Consider the following 17,594-nt stretch of genomic DNA (forward strand, 5'->3'; position numbering starts at 1 on the left):
GCGACGAGAGGGGGGAGGAGGATGGACAAGGCGATATTGCCGGAGATCGGCAAGATCAGCGCCGAGGCGGTTCATATCCGCCGCCGCATCCATGCCAATCCCGAACTGGGTTTCGAAGAAACGGCGACCGGCGACCTGGTGGCGGGGCTGCTGGCGCAATGGGGCTATGAGGTGACCCGGATGGCAGGCACCGGGGTCGTCGGGCGGCTGCGCAACGGCGCGGGCCGCGCGCTTGGCCTGCGCGCCGACATGGATGCCCTGCCGATCCACGAGGCCACGAACCTGGCCTGGCGCAGCACGATACCGGGCCGGATGCATGCCTGCGGCCATGACGGCCACACGGCCATGCTGTTGGCCGCGGCGCGCCATCTTGCGGAAAGCCGCAATTTCGCCGGCACGCTGAACCTGCTCTTCCAGCCGGCCGAGGAAGGGCTGGGCGGTGCCGCGCGCATGCTGGCCGAGGGGCTGTTCGACCGGTTCCCCTGCGAGGCGGTCTTCGCCATGCACAACCTGCCCGGCCTGCCCACGGGTCAACTGGCGTTTCGCGCTGGTCCGGCCATGGCTTCGGCCGACAGCGCCCGCATCCGGGTCGAGGGGATGGGCGGCCACGGCGCCACCCCGCATGCGACAATCGATCCCGTGGTCGTGGGGGCCGCCATCGTCTCGGCACTGCAATCCATCGTGGCGCGCAATGTCGATCCGCAGGCGGCGGCGGTCGTCACCGTGGGCAGGCTGCATGCCGGCGACACCGCCAACGTCATCCCCGAGACGGCCGAGATGGAACTGACCATCCGCTGCCTTTCGCCCGATCTGCGGGACATGCTGGAAAGCCGCATCCGCCGGCTGGCCGAGGCCCAGGCGGAAAGCTTTGGCGCCCGCGCGGTGGTGGATTACCGCCGCAGCCACCCGGTGCTGGTCAACCACCCGGCCGAGACGGCCATGGCCCGCCGGGTGGCCGAGGGCTGGCTGGGCCGCGAGGCCATCGTCCCCGACCTCCGCCCGGCCATGGCCAGCGAGGATTTCGCCCTGATGCTGGAGCATTGCCCCGGCTCCTACATCCATATCGGCAATGGGGTGAACAGCGCCCCGCTGCACAATCCGCATTACGACTTCAACGACGAGGCCCTGGCCATGGGCGCGAGCTATTGGGTCAAGCTTGCGGAAGCGTTCCTGGCGCCGGGCGCGGCGGCGGAAACGGCAGGCGCCCAGGGCGGCCATTGCCAAGCCTGAGATCATCACGACAGGGAAACATCATGCTCAACACCATCAGGATTTCGCTTCTTGCCCTGCTTTGCGCGGGCGCTGCCCAGGCCGAGGACCGGACCGGCCAGACCATCCGGCTGGGCGTCGATCCGACCTATCCGCCGCTGGAATACAAGCAGCCCGACGGCTCGCTGACCGGCTTCGGCATCGAGATCACCGAGGCGATCTGCGCGGAACTGCGCGCCAATTGCGTCTGGGTCGAAAGCAACTGGGACGGCATCATCCCTTCGCTCCAGGCGCGCAAGTTCGACGTCATCGCCTCGTCCATGACCATCACCGAGAAACGGGCCGAGCAGATCGCCTTTTCGGACAAGTATTCCAACGCGCCCTCGCGCCTGGTGGCGCGCAAGGGCTCGGGGCTGGAACCGACGGCCGCTTCGCTGCGCGGCAAGCGGATCGGGGTGCAGCAGGGATCGTCCCAGGAAAACTTCGCGCGCGCGGTCTGGATGCCCGAGGGGGTCGAGATCGTGTCCTACCAGACCCAGGACCAGATCTATGCCGACCTGATCAGCGGCCGGCTGGACGCCTCGCTCCAGGCCTCGATCCAGGCCAGCGAAGGCTTTCTGAAAAAGCCCGACGGCGCCGGCTTCGAGTTCGCCGGTCCCGACATGAACGACCCGGCCTATTTCGGCATCGGCTCCGGCTATGGCTTCCGCAAGGATGATGCCGCGCTGCGCGAGGACTGGAACAGGGCCTTCGCGGCGATCCGCGCCGATGGCACCTATCGCAAGATCAACGACAAGTATTTCGATTTCGACGTCTATGGCGACTGAGCCCGGCCGGTTGCGCCCGGTCCCCGCCCCATGAGGGCGGGGCGGGCATCCCGCGCGATCCGCGCGACAAGCCGGTCACGGAGGGAGGGAGCATGTTCCTGAACGGTTACGGCCCGCTGGTGCTGGCGGGGCTGATGATGACGCTGAAGCTGGCGCTGCTGGCGATGATCGGGGCCTTCCTGCTGGGGCTTGTCGGCGCGGGCTGCAAGCTGTCGCGCAGCCGCGGGCTGCGGGCGCTGGGGGCGGGCTATACCACGGTGATCCGCAGCGTGCCCGACCTGGTGATGATGCTGCTTCTGTTCTACAGCCTGCAGATCTGGCTGAACCGGCTGACCGACGCGCTGGGCTGGGCGCAGATCGACATCGACCCGTTTTCGGCCGGGGTGATCACCCTGGCGGTGATCTATGGCGCCTATTTCACCGAGACCTTCCGCGGCGCCTTCGCGGCGGTGCATCGCGGCCAGATCGAGGCGGCGCTGGCCTATGGCATGCCGCCCTGGACGCTGTTTCGCCGCGTGCTGTTTCCGCAGATGATGCGCCACGCCCTGCCGGGCATCGGCAACAACTGGCAGGTGATGATCAAGGCCACCGCGCTGGTATCGCTGATCGGGCTGAACGACCTGATCAAGGCGACGCAGGACGCCGGGAAAGGCTCGGGGCAGTTCTTCTATTTCAGTATCCTCAGCGCCCTGATCTTTCTGGCCCTGGCGACGGTCATCAACCTGGCCGTCCTGCTGCTCGAACGGCGCTTTTCGGCCGGGTCCCGGAGGCATGCCGCATGATCGAGATCCTGCAGGAATACGGGAAAGCCTATCTCTGGACCGACGGCTACAAGATCACCGGCGTGGCGATGACGCTGTGGCTGCTGATCGCCTCGCTGGCCCTGGGCTTCGTGCTGGCGGTGCCGCTGTCGGTGGCGCGCGCCTCGGCCAATCCCTGGCTGCGGCTGCCGGTCTGGCTGTTCACCTATGTCTTCCGCGGCACGCCGCTTTATGTGCAGCTGCTGATCCTCTATAGCGGCGTCTACAGCCTGTCCTTCGTGCAGTCCCAGCCCCTGCTGAACGGGTTTTTCCGCGAGGGGATCAACTGCGCCATCCTGGCCTTCGGCATCTGCTCCTGCGCCTATACGACCGAGATCTTTGCCGGCGCCATCCGTGCCGTGCCGCCGGGCGAGGTCGAGGCGGCGCGCGTCTTCGGCATGACCAGCCTTGGCGTCTATCGCCGGATCGTCCTGCCAAGCGCGCTGCGCCGCGCCTTGCCCGCCTATGGCAACGAGGTGATCCTGGTCCTGCATGCCACCTCGATCGCCTTCACCGCGACGGTGCCGGACATCCTCAAGATCGCCCGCGACGTGAACTCGGCCACCTATGCGCCTTTCAGCGCCTTCGGCATCGCGGCGGTTCTCTATGCCGCCATCGCCTTCACCCTGGTCTGGCTGTTCCGCCGTATCGAGGCGCGGCTGCTGGCCTTTCAGCGCCCCCAGTCGACAGGCCGCGCCGCATGACCCGCCATTTCCCCGAGGAAACCATGTTTCATCCCAAGCCCGACCCGCAATCCCCCCTCGCCGTCCGGGTCGAGGATCTGCACAAGCGTTACGGTCCGCTGGAGGTGCTGAAGGGCGTCGATCTGACCGCGCGCGAGGGCGAGGTGGTGTCGATGATCGGCGCCTCGGGTTCGGGAAAAAGCACCTTCCTGCGCTGCATCAACCTGCTGGAACTGCCCAGCCGGGGCCGGATCGAGGTCGCGGGCGAGGAACTGGCCTTGCGTCCCGGCCGCGACGGCGACCTGCATGCCGCCGATCCGCGCCAGTTGCGGCGGATCCGGACCTCGCTGTCGATGGTGTTCCAGAGCTTCAACCTGTGGCAGCACATGACGGTGATGCAGAACATCGTCGAGGCCCCGGTGCATGTGCTGGGCCTGAGCCGCGCCGAGGCCCGCGACAAGGCCGAGGCGCTGCTGCACAAGGTCGGGCTTTACGACAAGCGCGACCAGTATCCCGCCCATCTGTCGGGCGGCCAGCAGCAGCGCATCGCCATTGCCCGGGCGCTGTGCATGGAGCCGCGGGTGCTGCTGTTCGACGAGCCGACCTCGGCGCTTGACCCGGAACTGGTGGGCGAGGTGCTGAAGGTGATCCGCGGCCTTGCCGAAGAGGGCCGCACGATGATCCTGGTCACGCACGAGATGAAATTCGCCCGCGACGTGTCGAGCCAGGTGATCTTCCTGCACAATGGCCGGATCGAGGAGCGCGGCGCACCGGCACAGGTCTTTGGCGATCCACAAAGCGAACGCTGCCGGCAATTCCTGTCGCGCACCTGCTAGCCTTGGCCGGGCCGGCATGATCGGGCCGCGGCCCCGGGGCGGGGAGGATGCCATGGCGGCGGGCATCGCGGCTCGGGCCTTGCGCGCCCCGCCGGCGCCGGCACCTGCCGCGATTCCGAGAGTGCAACCTGGCGCTGCATCTGCTAGACTGACAGATGAGGACGGTTCGGCCCGGCGTATTCCGCGGGCGGGGGCCGGGTTCTCCGGCTGACGCCTCGCCCGGTTCCGGGCCCTCCAGGAAGGGAGGATGCAGCCATGCATCGAGACACGATTGGAAACCCGCTGAGCTGGAGCGCGCAGAGGCTCGCCGGCATGGGCCGCGGCGCCGGGGCGGCGGTGGACGGGATCGGCAGCCACGAGATGACCCTGCCGGTGGTCAACCGGATCGGCCTGGGCGACATCCGCGACGCGCTGCGCAAGGGCGTCGAGGACTTCGCCGCGCTGCGCACCGACGTGATCACCGCGGTGGCGCTTTATCCGGTGATCGGCTTCGTCCTGGCCGCCTGGGCGTTCAATGCCGGGCAGGTACACCTGCTCTTTCCGCTGGCGGCGGGCTTTCCGCTGGTCGGACCGGTCGCGGCGATCGGCCTTTACGAGATGAGCCGGCGGCGCGAACGGGGCGAGGACACGAATTGGGGCGCGGTGCTGGCCACGCTGACCGGCAGGGTGCTGGGGCCGGTGCTGGCGCTGGGCTGCCTGCTTGCGGTGATCTTCGCCTTCTGGCTGCTCGCCGCGCATGCGATCTGGGTCGTCACCCTGGGGCCCGGACCCTATGACAGCCTGCTGGCCTTGTTTCGCGACGCATTTACCACCAGCGCGGGCTGGACGATGATCCTGGCCGGGTTCGGCGTCGGCTTCGTCTTTGCGGCGGTGGTGCTTTGCGTCAGCCTGGTGTCGTTCCCGTTGCTGATCGACCGCCCGGTGGGGGTGCCGGTGGCGCTGGCGACCTCGCTTGCCGTCGCGCGCCGCAACCCCGGCGCGACCGCGCTCTGGGGGTTGATCGTGGCCGTGTCGCTGGTGCTGGGGATGATCCCGCTGTTCGCCGGGCTGATCGTCGTGCTGCCCATCCTCGGCCACGCCACCTGGCATCTTTACCGCCGCGCGGTGGCCTAGAGGGATCGGGAAAACCCCATGCGGCGGCAAGCCCGCCATGTCCCACTGTCCTGGGGATGACGACGGGAATCCGGATGGGCTGCCGTGAGCCGAGGGCCGGCAGCGCGAACAGCATCGTCTGTCCGACAGCCGCTCCTGATAGATGGGACAGCGCGGTCCAGGCGGTGCCATAGCCGCCCTCCATGCCGGCGACCGGTTCCTCCATCGCCGTGCCGGAGGAGACGCCCTGCGCGGGCGCGCCGGTGATCTCCAGCGAACGGATGCCGCCATAGCGCCCGGCTCTGCGCCTGCTGGTTCCAGTCCTGCGCGGTGAAGGCGGCGAGGCGTGTCAATGCCCGGTGCATGTGAATACCGTAGCCAGCCAGAAGCACCGCGCCCTGCTGCGCAGCCGCAAGCTCCTGCAGGAAAAGGCTCTTGCGATCGAAAGCGACATCCGCGGCCTGTTGCGCAATTTCGGGCTCAAGGTGGGTATTGTTGGTGCGGGAGGATTCGAACGTAAGCGCTGTGCTGAGCCCACCTTCCTGCTGAATCCGTAAGCTGCGATGCGGCCCTGTGTGGGGATTTGCATGGGAGGTTTCATTGGGAGGCCATGGGGAGCGCAGTATGGAGGCCGTTGGGTTCGTGGAGCTTTTGGCGGCTCCGGCAGCCAAGCGGCGTTGGTCGGACGAGGCGAAGGGCCGGATCGTGGCCGAAACGCTGGTGGGTGGCGTTACGGTGAACGAGGTGGCGCGTCGTCATGGGGTGAAGGCCAACCACCTGTCCTCGTGGCGGACGTTGGCTCGGCAAGGCAAGCTGGTCGTGCCAGAGGTTGCGGGGGCCGAATTTGACGTGCCGGCGCTTACGGTGCCGCCGCTGGACGCGCTGTCGACGACAGCGTCGATTGAACTGGTCATCGGCCCTGTGACGGTGAGGCTGGATGCTGCCACGCCTGCGGCCCGGGTTGCGGACCTGGCCATGGCACTGCAGGCCCGCCCGTGATCTTCCCGTCGAACCGGGTGCGGATCATGGTGGCGACGAAGCCCGTCGACTTCCGCAACTATGCGGCGACCATGATTATGCGGAGTTGGCGTTGCCGATCGATAGATTAGGGCTTTTTTACAGATACCTAAGTAGCCCGAGAGCAGGCTTTCGCTCCGCATAACTATGCTCCCTCGCGATGGTTCAATATCGTGAGGAGAGCAAAGATGGATGCCAATAATCGTAATCACTGGTTCCTCGATCCGGGACCGTTGTCGTCGTGGATCGATCAGTTCGCGGCCGACCTTGCCGCTCAGAGATATACGCCGCTGACGATTGAAGGCTACACGGCCTCGGCGCGTCATTTTGCGGCTTGGCTTGGTAGCGCAGGTATCGCGATCGATGATATTGGTGACGATGTCGTTCGTCGCTTTGCCGAACATCGGTGTCGATGTCCTGGTGGGCGGCGATGGCTGCGTGTTTCACCAAAGTATTCGCGCCGCGCCGGGCGGTTCGTTGTTTTCCTGCAAAGGAAAGGTGTCGCGCGACCATCCGTGAAGGTCGCCTCGTCATATCCCCTGCTTGACGATTATCGGAACTGGTTGCGCATCCACCGGGGACTGTCGGAACGGACGATCGCCCGCCATCTTCGCCACCTGCATAAGTTGTTGCCGGAACTCGGCACGGCGACCCACGACTATGATGCCGCCCTCGTCCGCAATGTTGTCCGCGAGTGGCGCGAGCGAACCGGACCGGCGGACCTGCGGACCATAACGAGCACCTTGCGCAGCTATCTCCGTTTCCTCGCGGGTGCCGGCCTCTGTCGCCCCAACCTCGATCACGCCATCCCGCCGGTCGTGCAATGGCGCCTTTCGTCTTTGCCGCGGTATCTTGCTGCCGCCGATCTCGAACGCGTCGTTGCATCCTGCGATCAACTTACCAGGGGGCGCCTACGGGACCGTGCGATCCTGCTCCTGCTCGCACGCCTGGGGCTGCGGGCCGGGGATGTCGCTGGACTCAGACTCAGCGATCTCGATTGGACGTCTGGCATGCTGCGCTTGAGTGGCAAAGCGCGCCGGCAGGTTCGGTTGCCGCTCCCGCAGGACGTCGGCGATGCGATCCTCGCCTACATCGAGCTGGAACGGCCGCGCGTGGATCAGGAGGCGGTCTTTCTCATGATGGTCGCACCCTACCGATCATTCTCGCAGTCCAGCCACGTCTCCACGATCGTAGCACTGGCGCTGAAGCGGGCGGGCATTTCCGATGCTCCGTCGACCGGAGCCAGCCTGCTGCGCCACTCCGCGGCGACCTCGATGCTGCGCTCGGGCGCCACGCTCGAGGCTGTCGGCACGGTGCTGCGTCACCGTTCGCTCGATATGACCGCGCATTACGCCAAGGTCGACATTGCGATGCTGGAGCAGATTGCCCAGCCCTGGCCGGGAGAGCTGGCATGCTGAGTCAGCTCCTCACCGATCATGCAGCGCTGCACCGTGCACTGGGATTCAAGTTCCGGACCCCGGGCATCCTCCTGCGCAACTTTGTCGCCTTCGCCGAGCATCGCGGGGAGCGTGTCGTCACGACGGCGACCGTGCGCGAGTGGGCACTGCAGGCACCATCGCCCGAGCAACGACGCAACCGTCTGCTGACAGTGCGCCGCTTCGCGATCGCGCTGCATGCCGAAGATCCGCGCCACGAGGTGCCCTCGGCTGACCTCTTCGGCCGCGCCAGTCACCGCCGCCGCACACCCTATATCTACGATCCCAGGGATATCCGACGGTTGATCGATGCCGCGCATCGCCTTGGTCCCGACGGTTCGATCCGACCGATCACCTACGCCACGATGTTCGGGCTGATCGCGGCGACCGGCATGCGCGTTTCGGAGGCGCTTGCCATTCGGCTGCCGGACGTGATCGACGATGGGCTGATCATTGCCCAGACCAAGTTCAAAAAGAGCCGGTTGCTGCCGCTCCATTCAACGACCCGGCGCGCATTGGACGGATACTTCGCCACTCGCCTGAAGGCCTCGAGCCAGAGCGATGCACTCTTCATTTCGCATCAGGGAACGCCGCCCGCCTATCCGACAGTGATAACTGTCTTCCTGCAAATCATTCGATCGATCGGCTTGCGCGGCGCTCCAGGATCGCAAGGACCACGTCTCCACGATCTTCGCCACACATTCGCCGTTCGCTCTCGAACGCTGTGCGCACGATGCCCAGGCGGTAGCACGGCATATCACCGCCCTGAGCACCTATCTGGGGCACGCCCATGTGACCGATACTTACTGGTATCTTGAGGCGACGCCCGAGCTGATGGCGCACATGGCGGCAGCCGGCGAGGCCTTGCATCGGGAAGTGCCGGCATGACCCAACTCGCCCCGCATCTCACCGCGTTCCTTCGCGAACACCTTCCCCGCGAACGACGCGCCAGCGTGCATACCTGCGATGCCTATGCCTATAGCTTCCAGCTGCTGGTGACGTTCGCCGCGCGACGATTGCGCAAGAGGCCTTGCCTGCTGCAGATCGAGGATCTCGACGTGCCGATGATCCTTGCCTTCCTCGAACATGTCGAGGAGGCGCGCGGCAACAAGGCCCGTTCGCGCAACGCAAGGCTGGCGGCCGTGAAGTCCTTCTTCCGCTATCTCGAGCACCGCGTCCCCGCGGTTCTCGATCAGGCCCTTCGGGTGCACGCCATTCCCATGAAGAAGGTCGACGAGGCGCTGGTCGCTTCCCTTTCGCGCGCCGAAGTTCAAGCGCTGCTCGACGCACCGGACCGGCGGACACCATCGGGCATTCGCGATCGGGCCATGCTGCATCTCGCCTTCGCCGGCGGGCTGCGCGTTTCCGAACTTGTTGGTCTCGCCCTCGACCAGTTCGACGGACGGTCGCCGGCCAGCATCCATATTATCGGGAAGGGACGGCGGGAGCGCGTGCTGCCGCTCTGGCAGGAGACCGCCGCCGCGATCCGGGCCTGGGTCGCGGTCAGACCCAAGGATGGCGACACCGCGCTCTTCCTCAACAAGGCCGGCCGGGCGATGACGCGCGCCGGCTTCGAATATATCCTGACAAAGCACGCCGCGGTTGCGGCGAAGGTCGTGCCCTCGCTTGCCGCCAAGCCAATATCGCCTCATGTTCTGCGTCATAGCTGCGCGATGCACATGCTTCAGGCCACCCGGGATATCCGCAAGGTAGCGCTGTGGCTCGGTCATGCCACTCTCCAGAGCACCGAGATCTACTTGCGCGCTGACCCGGCCGAAAAACTCGAGATGATCGACGCTTTGGCGCCGCTCGGCATCAAGCCAGGCAAATTCCGCCCGCCGGACAAATTGATCGCGATGCTCGCTGCGCGATAGCGTATTGTTATGTGGAGTCGACAGATGTCGTGAGGCCCGGAAATGCGCCCGTCAGCGTCCGCGACTCCGCATAATCATGATCGCCGCATAGTTACGATTATGTGGTGCACCACATAACCGCAAGGGGCATGACAGCCTGGCTGCGATGGTGAAGAACGAGCTGCGCAAGGATCCGTACACCGGGACGGTCTTCGTGTTCCGGGCCAGGAAGGCGGATCGGCTGAAGCTGCTCTACTGGGACGGCACTGGGCTGGTGATGGCCTATAAGCGGCTGGAAGAGCATACGTTTACCTGGCCCGCCGTGAAGGACGGGCTAATGCTGATGAACCACGCACAGTTCGAGGCGCTGTTTGCCGGGCTGGATTGGCGGCGGGTTCGGGCCATCGAGGCGAAGGCTCCCGAAGCCGTGGAGTGAACGGTGCAGGCTGCGGCAGGATGACTCAGCCGGTGCTTTCCAGAGGCGTAGCCAGTGGCGGTTTGGTAAAGACCGGCCATGCCTAATACCGCTGATCTGCTTAAAGAAATTGCTGCGCTGAAGGCGATGCTGATCGCCGCGGAAGCGCGCGACCGGCGCAAGGTCGAGCGGATCGAACGCGTTGAGAAGCTGGTCGCGGCCTTCAAGCAGGCGGCCTTCGGGCGGCGGTCGGAGAAGAGCGATACGGACCAGTTCGAACTGGCGTTGGAGGATCTGGAAACGGCCATGGCGGTCATTCATGCCGAGGAGGATGCCGAGGATCGCGCTGCCAGCGCCCCACCAAACCACGTGCCCCCAACCGTGGTGCATTGCCGAAACACCTGCCGCGCATCGAGGAAGTGATCGAGCCGGAAAGCCTGACCTGCGCCTGCGGCGGCTGCCTGCATTGCATCGGTGAGGATGTGTCGGAGCGGTTGGATATCGCGCCCGCCCAGTTCCGCGTCATCGTCACCCGCCGCCCCAGATTTGCCTGTCGGTCCTGCACCGACGGCGTGGTTCAGGCGCCGGCCCCTGCGCGGTTGATCCCGGGAGGCATGCCCACCGAGGCGATGGTCGCGCATGTGCTGGCGAGCCAGATATGCCGACCATCTTCCGCTTTACCGTCAGACCCAGATCCACAGCCGTCAGGGTATGGACCTTGACCGTTCGACCCTTGCGGATTGGGTGGGGCGGGCCGCCTTCGAACTTCGCCCCGTTTGCGATGCGCTGATGGCCGACCTGAAACGGTCGACAAAGCTGTTCATGGACGAGACACGCGCGCCGGTCCTCGACCCGGGGGCCAGAAAGACCAAGACCGGATACTTCTGGGCGCTGGCCCGCGATGACCGGCCTTGGGGCGGAACAGCGCCGCCGGGTGTCGTCTTCACTGACGCTCCCGGTCGGGGCGGGCAGCATGCCGAACGGATATTGCAGGGCTTCGGTGGCATCCTGCAGGTCGACGGCTATGCCGGATACAATCGGCTGATTGCGTCGGACCGGATCGGTCCCGGCATCCAGCTCGCCCATTGCTGGGCGCACGCGCGCCGCAAGCTGATCGAGATCACCCGCACCGGGCCCGCGCCGATTGCCGAGGAGGGCGTGGCCCTCATCCGCGACCTCTATGCCATCGAGGCCGATATCCGCGGAAGCGACCCTGCTGCCCGACTGGCTGCACGGCAAGAGCGCTCCGCCCCGATCCTCGCCCGCCTCGACGACTGGCTGGCCCATCATCGTGCCCGCGCTTCAGCCAAATCGTCCCTCGGCGAAGCGCTCGCCTACATCGCGAAATACCGCGACGGGCTGGGGTGCTTCATGACTGATGGTCAGGTCGAGATCGACTCCAACACCGTCGAACGCACCATCCGGCCCATCGCCCTGAACCACAAAAACGCCCTCTTCGCCGGCCACGACGCCGGTGCCGAAAACTGGGCCGTCATCGCCTCGCTGATCGAGACCTGCAAGATGAACGGCGTCGATCCTCACGCATGGCTGACCGCCACACTCACCGCCATCGTTAAAGGCCACAAACAAGGCCAGATCGACGACCTGCTACCATGGAACTGCTCCGTCTCCGGGTGACCGGGACAGCGCTTACATTCGAACTCCGGGTCAGGGATCTCATCGAGGCCTTGCCGGATCTGGGAGAGATGTTCGGCGTTTTGCGGGCCGCAAGACAAAAGCTCCGGGAGGCCTTCTCCCAGCTGCATCGCAAGGTGCTGGGCATTGTCAGGGACATGTCGGCGCGGTGGCCGCTGCCAAGATGGAGAAACGTGATCATTGGAAGGAATGATGAGCGTACTCGATGCCGTTTGCCTCGCAGATCATGTCGAAGCGCATCGGCCGGGAGTAGATCGTGTTCCGGTTCCAAGGCTGCTCGGCAAACTGGATCCCGTTATCGGTGAGAATGGTGTGGACCCGGCAGGGAACGGCTTCGAGCATATGCTGAAGCAATTCCCAGGCGGTCTTCCTGTCGGCCTTGTCGACGAGTTGGGTCACGGCGCACTTGCTCGGCCGGTCGATGCCGACGAACAAATATAGCTTGCCTTCAGCGGTCTGAACCTCGGCACTGTCGATGTGGAAGAACCCTGTGGGTAGAGCTTGAACTTCGACCGCTTCGGCCTGTCGCCCTCCAGATCAGGCAGGCGCGAGATGCCGTGTCGTTGCAGGCACCGGTGCAGCGCGGATCGCGTCAGGTGGGGGATCGAGGACTGCAGGGCATAAAGGCAATCGTCCGGTGGCAGCAGCGCATGGCGCCGGAAGGCCACGACCATCGCCTCCTCCGCCTCGGTCAGCATGGTGGATCGCGGCTCCGACGGCCCGGTCTGCAAATCCTCGGCCGTCGCGCGCTTGCGCCACTTCGCGACGGTCTTGGGGTTGATGCCCCGCTTCCGGCTCAGCGGCGCGAGCGAAGCTTGCGATCATTCGGGCCAGCCCTCGGACCAATGGCGGGCAGGCCCTCATTATTGCTGCTTGGATCGCGTGCGTGGTCGTGGCGCTTCCATGACGAACTTGTCCCATAAGGCATCCTTCCATTCCAAAGAATGGAGCGCACCATCAAACCGTGGGATCAAACAGTCTAGGGATCGGCGGGGGTCGGTGGTTCCGGCCGGGCAAGGTGCCAGCACCGCCAGGATGCAACGTGTCGCCACATCGATGATTGCGTATAGGTATCTGCGGCCCTTTGGGATTTTTCCGCGGATCTCCGGTGACAGCGCGCGCAGCTGGCCAAGAAGCGATGCACATCCCAGAGGCCCGGCACCACCGGCGGCTTGTCGCGCATCCTGTCGGTGGCAACGACATTGGGCAGCACCCGGCCACAGGCCAGCTTCGACCGGCGGCGGAATTCGTCGGCGGGCCGGGCGAAGCCGGTATCCACCAGCAGGTGGAAACTCTCGAAGGGCACCGTCTGATTGAACTCGAATTCCAGCCGGGCGCGCAGCAACGGGTCATCGACGATATGCTGAAAGCCCCGCCGTTCGTCGGGATGCACGAAGAACGTCTCCAGCAGCGCAGCACGTTTTGCCAGCGGTGCAAGGTCATAGAGCAACAGGAAGTCCGGGTCGTCGCCCATCGCGCTCGCCTGCCGGGGCACTGCCGGTTGCCGGTTCATCGGCTTACAAGTCCAGGTTAGATGGCTTGACCTCGGGATTCTTGATCGTATCAAGGATCTGGCGGTCCAGCTCCTCGCGGTGCAACCGGCCGAGTTCATAGCCGGTGAGGGCAAAGCCGATCCTGCTCGACATCATAAGTGACCTTATATGTGGCCACGCAGCCCAGCATCAGGGGTTTCCGGCGCGGCCAGGCGAAGTCCACCGCACCCGGCTGTCGACATAGGTGTGAAACACGCAGGGCTGATTACTCTCGATGACCTTGGTCATGCTGCCGTCGGGGATCTCGGAGCGCATCGGCGGCTGGCCCATAAGATCGGGGATGAAACCCTCCTCGCCCCGGGCATAGGTCGGGGTCATGGAGGTGCTGCCGATCTCGGTCAGCGAGGCCGGGCCGTAGAGCCCTTCGATCTGCGCCTTCAACTCCAGCAGTTCGGGCATTTCTGCGGCAGGCTTGTGAATGCCTCGGCTGATCACCATCGGGCGTTTGCCCAGAGGCGCGGATGCAGCCCGACGACATCAAGACATGGCATGTCCGCAACACCGCAGGCGACAGGGTGCCCTTCATCTGGGCGATCCCGCGCGCATCATTGCGGTCGATTTTGTCCACCTGCGCCTTGATGAAAGCCTTGGCGTGGCGCGTCTCGATGCAGATCGCCGGAAGGCCGGCCTTGGCCAGGCCCTCGGACAGCCATTGGGATAATGGGCCCGCTTCCGGCCCGACCCTCTCAAGCCGGGCACCCACGCCATTCAAGGCGCGAGAGATGTCCTCCGGGTGGCTTATGACCTTGAGTTCCCGACGGATCCGGCCACCTCGTCGAGGATGCAGATCGCGGTCTCTTTTACCGATACATCCAGTCCGGCATAGTAGCTTCGTGCTGCGCTTCCTTCCCTGATGCTAGTGGCGGCTTCTCACAGACCACGTTCTACCATCGGCCCGAAGCGCAGCACCTCATGACGAGCGGGAAGGGAAGTGGGGCGCCAGCCGAATACCCCAACTGAGCCTAAGACGCCGCCCGGCCGGGCATTCATCCGCGGGCTTCCTGAAACGGGCGGATAGGGCGACGCGCCCTGCAAGGGGTGCGGGCGCGAGGATCTTCATGGGCATCCGGCCAGTGACGATCAGGATCGTCGGCCTCTGCCGTGCCAGGATGCCCATGACGCGAGAGGATGGCGCAAGCCCTCTCCCGTGACCCTCAATAGTGGTAGCAGGAGGTGGTTTTGCCGTGCTGCGTGCATTGGGTTGTCTTTGGCGGCGTGTATTGCGGCCCGCGGAACGGGAAGCTGGGAAGCCGGCCATCGGACTTGCCGCATTGATAGGTCATGTAATACCAGGTGACCGGACCCGGCGTGACATCTGCCAAAGTGCCGCCAGCCTTGCTGTAGCTGTCGACCACCTGATACGAGCTTCTGCATTTCTTCGCCGCTTCCGTGTAGCAGCCTTCGGGCGAAGTCGTGCAACGCGACGTGTGGATGGTGTTTCCACCCGGCCCCGACATCGTGCTTGTCTCGGGTTCGGCGCATCCGGCCAACACGAATCCCGTAGCCGCCAATGCCAAAAATATCCGCATCTCAACCTCCTAACCAACTAACGAATCACGCAGAACCGTTATCATCATCGGCCGTGATCCGGGAAGGCTTTTCATGCAGATGCCCCGGCTTTGCACAGCGTAGGCATGCCTGCGTCGTCGCCATTTCCAAGCTGAACGGAGCCGGTCCTGAAGGATCCGGCCCGGCTGTTGCCGGGCAGCGGGCCCATTACAGGTGGTTGACGATCAACCCCAGACCGCCTCGAACTCGCGCCATTCGCCCTTGCTCATGCCGCTGTTCTCCTGCGTGACGGCCTCTCCCGCCAGGCGGCGCTTCAGCGCCTCGACGCCCTTGGCGGAAAGCTGCACCCCGCCCAGCCGGTAATCCTCGAAGGCGGCATAGGCGAAGGGCACCCAGTCGCGGACGATGCCGCACATGGTCTGGGCATAGGCGCGGATCTCGTATTGCGCATGGGCATCGGCGCGCAGGCGCAGGAAATGGAACAGGTTGTGCAGGTCCACCTTCCAGTACCATTGCGTATAGACATTGGCGGGCAGGTTCATGCGCGCCAGTTCGCGCGCCAGGCCCTGCTGGCCCTCCTGGCTCAGCATCGCTTCGTAATGGTCATAGCTGCGCATCGCGTCCTCGCGCAGGATGTCGAGGACGCGGGCGGCCTCGTCGCCCTCCAGCACCTGGCCGCGGCCCTGGTTGTTCACCGTCGATTGCGCGGCAAGATGTTCGGGCGCGGGAATGTAGAATTCGCGGTCCAGGATCGAATAGCGCGCCGAATATTCGTTCACGTTGGCGGTGCGGTGGCGGATCCATTGCCGGGCGACGAAGACCGGCAGCTTGACGTGGAACTTGACCTCGCACATCTCGAACGGGGTCGAGTGCCAGTGCCGCATCAGGTAGCGGATCAACCCCTCGTCGTTGCTGACCGACTTGGTGCCGCGGCCATAGCTCACGCGCGCGGCCTGGGTGATCGCGCCGTCGTCGCCCATGTAGTCGATGACCCGCACCAGCCCGTGATCCAGCACCGGATGCGCCCGGTAGAGATGGCCCTCCATCCCCTCGGAGACGGCGCGCAGGGTGGGGCGCGGGCTGGCGCGCAGCTCGTCGATCTCGGCCTGTTGTTCGGGGGTCAGGGGCATGGCGGAATCCTTCGTGCTGTTGGGCATATCTTGTGGCACCGACGGGGGATTCAATCAACCGGCAGTATTGGCGCGGCGGGTGCAGCCGATCGCCCCACGTTGCGGTCCGGCCGCCGCCATGCCAGTCTGGCCGCAGCGAACGGAAAGGAACGACAGATGAAGGTCCGCTATCTGCACACAATGGTCCGCGTGCTCGATCTGGAAAAGACGATGGAGTTCTTTCGCCTGCTCGGGCTGGAGGAGACGCGGCGAATCGATAATGAAAAAGGGCGCTTCACCCTGGTCTTCATGGCGCCGCCCGGCCAGCCGGAATGCCCGGTCGAGCTGACCTGGAACTGGGACGGCGACGATGGCCTGCCCTCGGACAGCCGGCATTTCGGCCATCTCGCCTATCGGGTCGAGAACATCTACGAGATGTGCCAGAAGCTGATGGATGCCGGCGTGACCATCAACCGCCCGCCGCGCGACGGCCACATGGCCTTTGTCCGCAGCCCCGACAACATCTCGATCGAATTGCTGCAAGAGGGCGAGTCGCTGGCGCCGCAAGAGCCCTGGGCCAGCATGGGCAATATCGGCCACTGGTAAGGCGGCGCGGCGCGCGGGGGACGGGGCGCGTCCGGGCCCTTGAGCCGATGGCGCTGCAGGGCGATGCGGTGCGCCGCATGGAGCCCTTCCGGTCCGGGCGAGGAGGCGATTTCCCTTGTGGCCGTCTTGCGGCCGGCCAGCCCGGATCGGGCTGAAAGGCAGCGCGGGCGCAGACGGAGGAATGCCGCCTGGCGCAACTTCGCCTGCGGGCTGTCGGCCCAGTGGCCGGGCGTGATCGTGACCCGGATCGGCCGGCCGAACGCGTCCGCGGCCGCATGGGGTTGCGTCGTCAGCCCGCCGCGGGACCGGCCGATGGCGTGGGCCTCAAGCCCCCTTCTGCGAGGTCGCGTCGGCATGGACCTTCGAGATCGTCGCCTCGATCAGCACCCATTCGGAAGCGGGACCGGCGCCCAATGCCTTGAAAAGCCGTTCCCATGCCTCGGCGCGGTCCACCGCCGGAACCAGGTGCGGACCGCCTGCCAATGTCCCGGCGCCGGTGGCGGGTCGCGCCAGGGCGAAGCGCCCCGTGCCAGCCAGAGGATCGCGTCCGTGAACGGCCGGTCGTCGGCACCGCTGCGGCCCCGAGCACCGGCCTTGCCGGGCAGCAGCGGCCCGGTGCTGCCTGTCGGCCCGCCGGCATGCGCCCGAGTCGATGCCAAAGGACGAAAGGAGCCGCCAGGCCCCATGTCGCCATGCCTTTGCGCTTTCTGCATGCGCCCGTGGCCGGGTGCTGCCCAGGCCCTGCCCGGCGGGGCGCTGATGGTCCGGACAGGGGGCCGCGAATTCATCGCAACTTGGAGATGTTCGCACCACCCGCAGGCCATGCCAGCAAAATACATTGAAAACAAACCACTAACACTACCTTGTTAACGGTCCGTTAACCTATCTTAAAGGGCAACTGGCCTAAACCGAACAGATCGTTTTAATTGTAAGTCATTGCGTGATCTCTATTGTTGGTTGGTGAGTGATGTTGGTGAATGGCAAGGCCACGCA

At 65.3% G+C, this 17,594-nt stretch carries 17 protein-coding genes and 6 pseudogenes; 14 read left to right on the top strand and 9 right to left on the bottom strand.

Translation table 11 applies throughout. From position 1 onward, the window contains the following. The first annotated feature begins 21 nt into the window (after positions 1 to 21). The 13 genes and pseudogenes from ACNKFW_RS13245 (at position 22) to tnpC (ending at position 11,806) form a co-directional block, all read left to right on the top strand. Positions 22 to 1,230, top strand: a complete 1,209-nt coding sequence (locus ACNKFW_RS13245; RefSeq protein WP_114669352.1) for a M20 aminoacylase family protein — start codon at positions 22 to 24, stop codon at positions 1,228 to 1,230. Between the two features lie 23 nt (positions 1,231 to 1,253). After that, positions 1,254 to 2,036 (top strand): ABC transporter substrate-binding protein, encoded by a 783-nt coding sequence (locus ACNKFW_RS13250; RefSeq protein ID WP_024845829.1) that lies wholly within the window; start codon positions 1,254 to 1,256, stop codon positions 2,034 to 2,036. Between the two features lie 92 nt (positions 2,037 to 2,128). Beyond that, positions 2,129 to 2,818, top strand: coding sequence for an ABC transporter permease (locus ACNKFW_RS13255; protein ID WP_147428368.1), 690 nt, complete (start codon positions 2,129 to 2,131; stop codon positions 2,816 to 2,818). Further along, positions 2,815 to 3,540: an ABC transporter permease gene (locus ACNKFW_RS13260; protein WP_024845831.1), complete on the top strand. Its 726-nt coding sequence runs from the start codon at positions 2,815 to 2,817 to the stop codon at positions 3,538 to 3,540. The genes ACNKFW_RS13255 and ACNKFW_RS13260 overlap by 4 nt, the downstream gene beginning before the upstream one ends. Before the next feature lie 23 nt (positions 3,541 to 3,563). Beyond that, the gene (locus ACNKFW_RS13265; RefSeq protein WP_147429159.1) at positions 3,564 to 4,355 is read left to right on the top strand and encodes an ABC transporter ATP-binding protein; all 792 of its coding nucleotides are present in this window, start codon (positions 3,564 to 3,566) and stop codon (positions 4,353 to 4,355) included. 255 nt (positions 4,356 to 4,610) lie between these two features. Beyond that, entirely contained in the window at positions 4,611 to 5,468 is an 858-nt protein-coding gene (locus ACNKFW_RS13270) for a DUF2189 domain-containing protein (RefSeq protein ID WP_147428366.1), read from the top strand. 335 nt (positions 5,469 to 5,803) lie between these two features. Beyond that, positions 5,804 to 5,968, top strand: a pseudogene (locus ACNKFW_RS13275) (IS110 family transposase); the annotation flags it as partial. 103 nt (positions 5,969 to 6,071) lie between these two features. Further along, complete coding sequence (locus ACNKFW_RS13280; RefSeq protein WP_147428365.1) at positions 6,072 to 6,446, top strand: transposase; 375 nt, start codon at positions 6,072 to 6,074, stop codon at positions 6,444 to 6,446. A gap of 206 nt (positions 6,447 to 6,652) precedes the next feature. Continuing rightward, positions 6,653 to 7,882 carry a tyrosine-type recombinase/integrase gene (locus ACNKFW_RS13285; RefSeq protein WP_028710450.1) on the top strand — a complete coding sequence of 410 codons (1,230 nt, stop codon included), beginning with the start codon at positions 6,653 to 6,655 and terminating at the stop codon, positions 7,880 to 7,882. Further along, complete coding sequence (locus ACNKFW_RS13290; RefSeq protein ID WP_208852044.1) at positions 7,876 to 8,718, top strand: tyrosine-type recombinase/integrase; 843 nt, start codon at positions 7,876 to 7,878, stop codon at positions 8,716 to 8,718. Before ACNKFW_RS13285 ends, ACNKFW_RS13290 begins: the two co-directional genes overlap by 7 nt. Before the next feature lie 66 nt (positions 8,719 to 8,784). Then, positions 8,785 to 9,774 carry a tyrosine-type recombinase/integrase gene (locus tag ACNKFW_RS13295; RefSeq protein WP_024846203.1) on the top strand — a complete coding sequence of 330 codons (990 nt, stop codon included), beginning with the start codon at positions 8,785 to 8,787 and terminating at the stop codon, positions 9,772 to 9,774. Between the two features lie 130 nt (positions 9,775 to 9,904). After that, a pseudogene (gene tnpB / locus ACNKFW_RS13300) lies at positions 9,905 to 10,189 on the top strand (IS66 family insertion sequence element accessory protein TnpB); the annotation flags it as partial. A 78-nt stretch (positions 10,190 to 10,267) separates the two neighbouring features. After that, positions 10,268 to 11,806: pseudogene (gene tnpC / locus ACNKFW_RS13305) on the top strand (IS66 family transposase). A gap of 216 nt (positions 11,807 to 12,022) precedes the next feature. Here the strand turns inward: tnpC and ACNKFW_RS13310 are convergent. The 7 genes and pseudogenes from ACNKFW_RS13310 to thyX all read right to left on the bottom strand — a co-directional run. Next, positions 12,023 to 12,745, bottom strand: a pseudogene (locus ACNKFW_RS13310) (IS481 family transposase); the annotation flags it as partial. Between the two features lie 58 nt (positions 12,746 to 12,803). Then, complete coding sequence (locus ACNKFW_RS13315; protein WP_147428361.1) at positions 12,804 to 13,298, bottom strand: hypothetical protein; 495 nt, start codon at positions 13,296 to 13,298, stop codon at positions 12,804 to 12,806. 43 nt (positions 13,299 to 13,341) lie between these two features. Further along, positions 13,342 to 13,470: a hypothetical protein gene (locus tag ACNKFW_RS13320; RefSeq protein ID WP_276330383.1), complete on the bottom strand. Its 129-nt coding sequence runs from the start codon at positions 13,468 to 13,470 to the stop codon at positions 13,342 to 13,344. A 36-nt stretch (positions 13,471 to 13,506) separates the two neighbouring features. Continuing rightward, positions 13,507 to 13,815 carry a hypothetical protein gene (locus tag ACNKFW_RS13325; RefSeq protein ID WP_418025437.1) on the bottom strand — a complete coding sequence of 103 codons (309 nt, stop codon included), beginning with the start codon at positions 13,813 to 13,815 and terminating at the stop codon, positions 13,507 to 13,509. 85 nt (positions 13,816 to 13,900) lie between these two features. Then, positions 13,901 to 14,232: pseudogene (locus ACNKFW_RS13330) on the bottom strand (IS110 family transposase); the annotation flags it as partial. 299 nt (positions 14,233 to 14,531) lie between these two features. Next, a complete protein-coding gene (locus ACNKFW_RS13335; RefSeq protein WP_147428357.1) occupies positions 14,532 to 14,906 on the bottom strand; it encodes a hypothetical protein in 375 nt (124 codons plus the stop codon). Positions 14,907 to 15,110: 204 nt separating this feature from the next. Beyond that, a complete protein-coding gene (gene thyX, locus ACNKFW_RS13340; protein WP_024846205.1) occupies positions 15,111 to 16,016 on the bottom strand; it encodes an FAD-dependent thymidylate synthase in 906 nt (301 codons plus the stop codon). A gap of 156 nt (positions 16,017 to 16,172) precedes the next feature. Between thyX and ACNKFW_RS13345 the strand changes: the two genes are divergently transcribed. Further along, positions 16,173 to 16,601 (top strand): VOC family protein, encoded by a 429-nt coding sequence (locus tag ACNKFW_RS13345; protein WP_024846204.1) that lies wholly within the window; start codon positions 16,173 to 16,175, stop codon positions 16,599 to 16,601. Positions 16,602 to 16,925: 324 nt separating this feature from the next. Here ACNKFW_RS13345 and ACNKFW_RS13350 read toward each other — a convergent pair whose 3' ends face one another. Together ACNKFW_RS13350 and ACNKFW_RS13355 are read right to left on the bottom strand one after the other, a co-directional pair. Further along, a complete protein-coding gene (locus ACNKFW_RS13350) occupies positions 16,926 to 17,084 on the bottom strand; it encodes a hypothetical protein (protein ID WP_231486896.1) in 159 nt (52 codons plus the stop codon). A 20-nt stretch (positions 17,085 to 17,104) separates the two neighbouring features. Next, a pseudogene (locus ACNKFW_RS13355) lies at positions 17,105 to 17,440 on the bottom strand (hypothetical protein); the annotation flags it as partial. Positions 17,441 to 17,594: the final 154 nt, after the last annotated feature.

The sequence above is a fragment of the Paracoccus sp. TD-10 genome (genome assembly GCF_048270675.1).
Lineage (GTDB): Bacteria > Pseudomonadota > Alphaproteobacteria > Rhodobacterales > Rhodobacteraceae > Paracoccus > Paracoccus pantotrophus.

Coding starts and splice junctions, on each gene's coding strand:
- ACNKFW_RS13315 (WP_147428361.1), bottom strand. CDS start 13,298: ATGGGCGACGACCCGGACTTCCTGTTGCTCTATGACCTTGCACCGCTG.
- ACNKFW_RS13290 (WP_208852044.1), top strand. CDS start 7,876: ATGCTGAGTCAGCTCCTCACCGATCATGCAGCGCTGCACCGTGCACTG.
- ACNKFW_RS13280 (WP_147428365.1), top strand. CDS start 6,072: ATGGAGGCCGTTGGGTTCGTGGAGCTTTTGGCGGCTCCGGCAGCCAAG.
- ACNKFW_RS13335 (WP_147428357.1), bottom strand. CDS start 14,906: ATGCGGATATTTTTGGCATTGGCGGCTACGGGATTCGTGTTGGCCGGA.
- ACNKFW_RS13245 (WP_114669352.1), top strand. CDS start 22: ATGGACAAGGCGATATTGCCGGAGATCGGCAAGATCAGCGCCGAGGCG.
- ACNKFW_RS13285 (WP_028710450.1), top strand. CDS start 6,653: ATGGATGCCAATAATCGTAATCACTGGTTCCTCGATCCGGGACCGTTG.
- ACNKFW_RS13260 (WP_024845831.1), top strand. CDS start 2,815: ATGATCGAGATCCTGCAGGAATACGGGAAAGCCTATCTCTGGACCGAC.
- ACNKFW_RS13265 (WP_147429159.1), top strand. CDS start 3,564: ATGTTTCATCCCAAGCCCGACCCGCAATCCCCCCTCGCCGTCCGGGTC.
- thyX (WP_024846205.1), bottom strand. CDS start 16,016: ATGCCCCTGACCCCCGAACAACAGGCCGAGATCGACGAGCTGCGCGCC.
- ACNKFW_RS13250 (WP_024845829.1), top strand. CDS start 1,254: ATGCTCAACACCATCAGGATTTCGCTTCTTGCCCTGCTTTGCGCGGGC.
- ACNKFW_RS13320 (WP_276330383.1), bottom strand. CDS start 13,470: ATGTCGAGCAGGATCGGCTTTGCCCTCACCGGCTATGAACTCGGCCGG.
- ACNKFW_RS13255 (WP_147428368.1), top strand. CDS start 2,129: ATGTTCCTGAACGGTTACGGCCCGCTGGTGCTGGCGGGGCTGATGATG.
- ACNKFW_RS13295 (WP_024846203.1), top strand. CDS start 8,785: ATGACCCAACTCGCCCCGCATCTCACCGCGTTCCTTCGCGAACACCTT.
- ACNKFW_RS13325 (WP_418025437.1), bottom strand. CDS start 13,815: ATGGTGATCAGCCGAGGCATTCACAAGCCTGCCGCAGAAATGCCCGAA.
- ACNKFW_RS13270 (WP_147428366.1), top strand. CDS start 4,611: ATGCATCGAGACACGATTGGAAACCCGCTGAGCTGGAGCGCGCAGAGG.
- ACNKFW_RS13345 (WP_024846204.1), top strand. CDS start 16,173: ATGAAGGTCCGCTATCTGCACACAATGGTCCGCGTGCTCGATCTGGAA.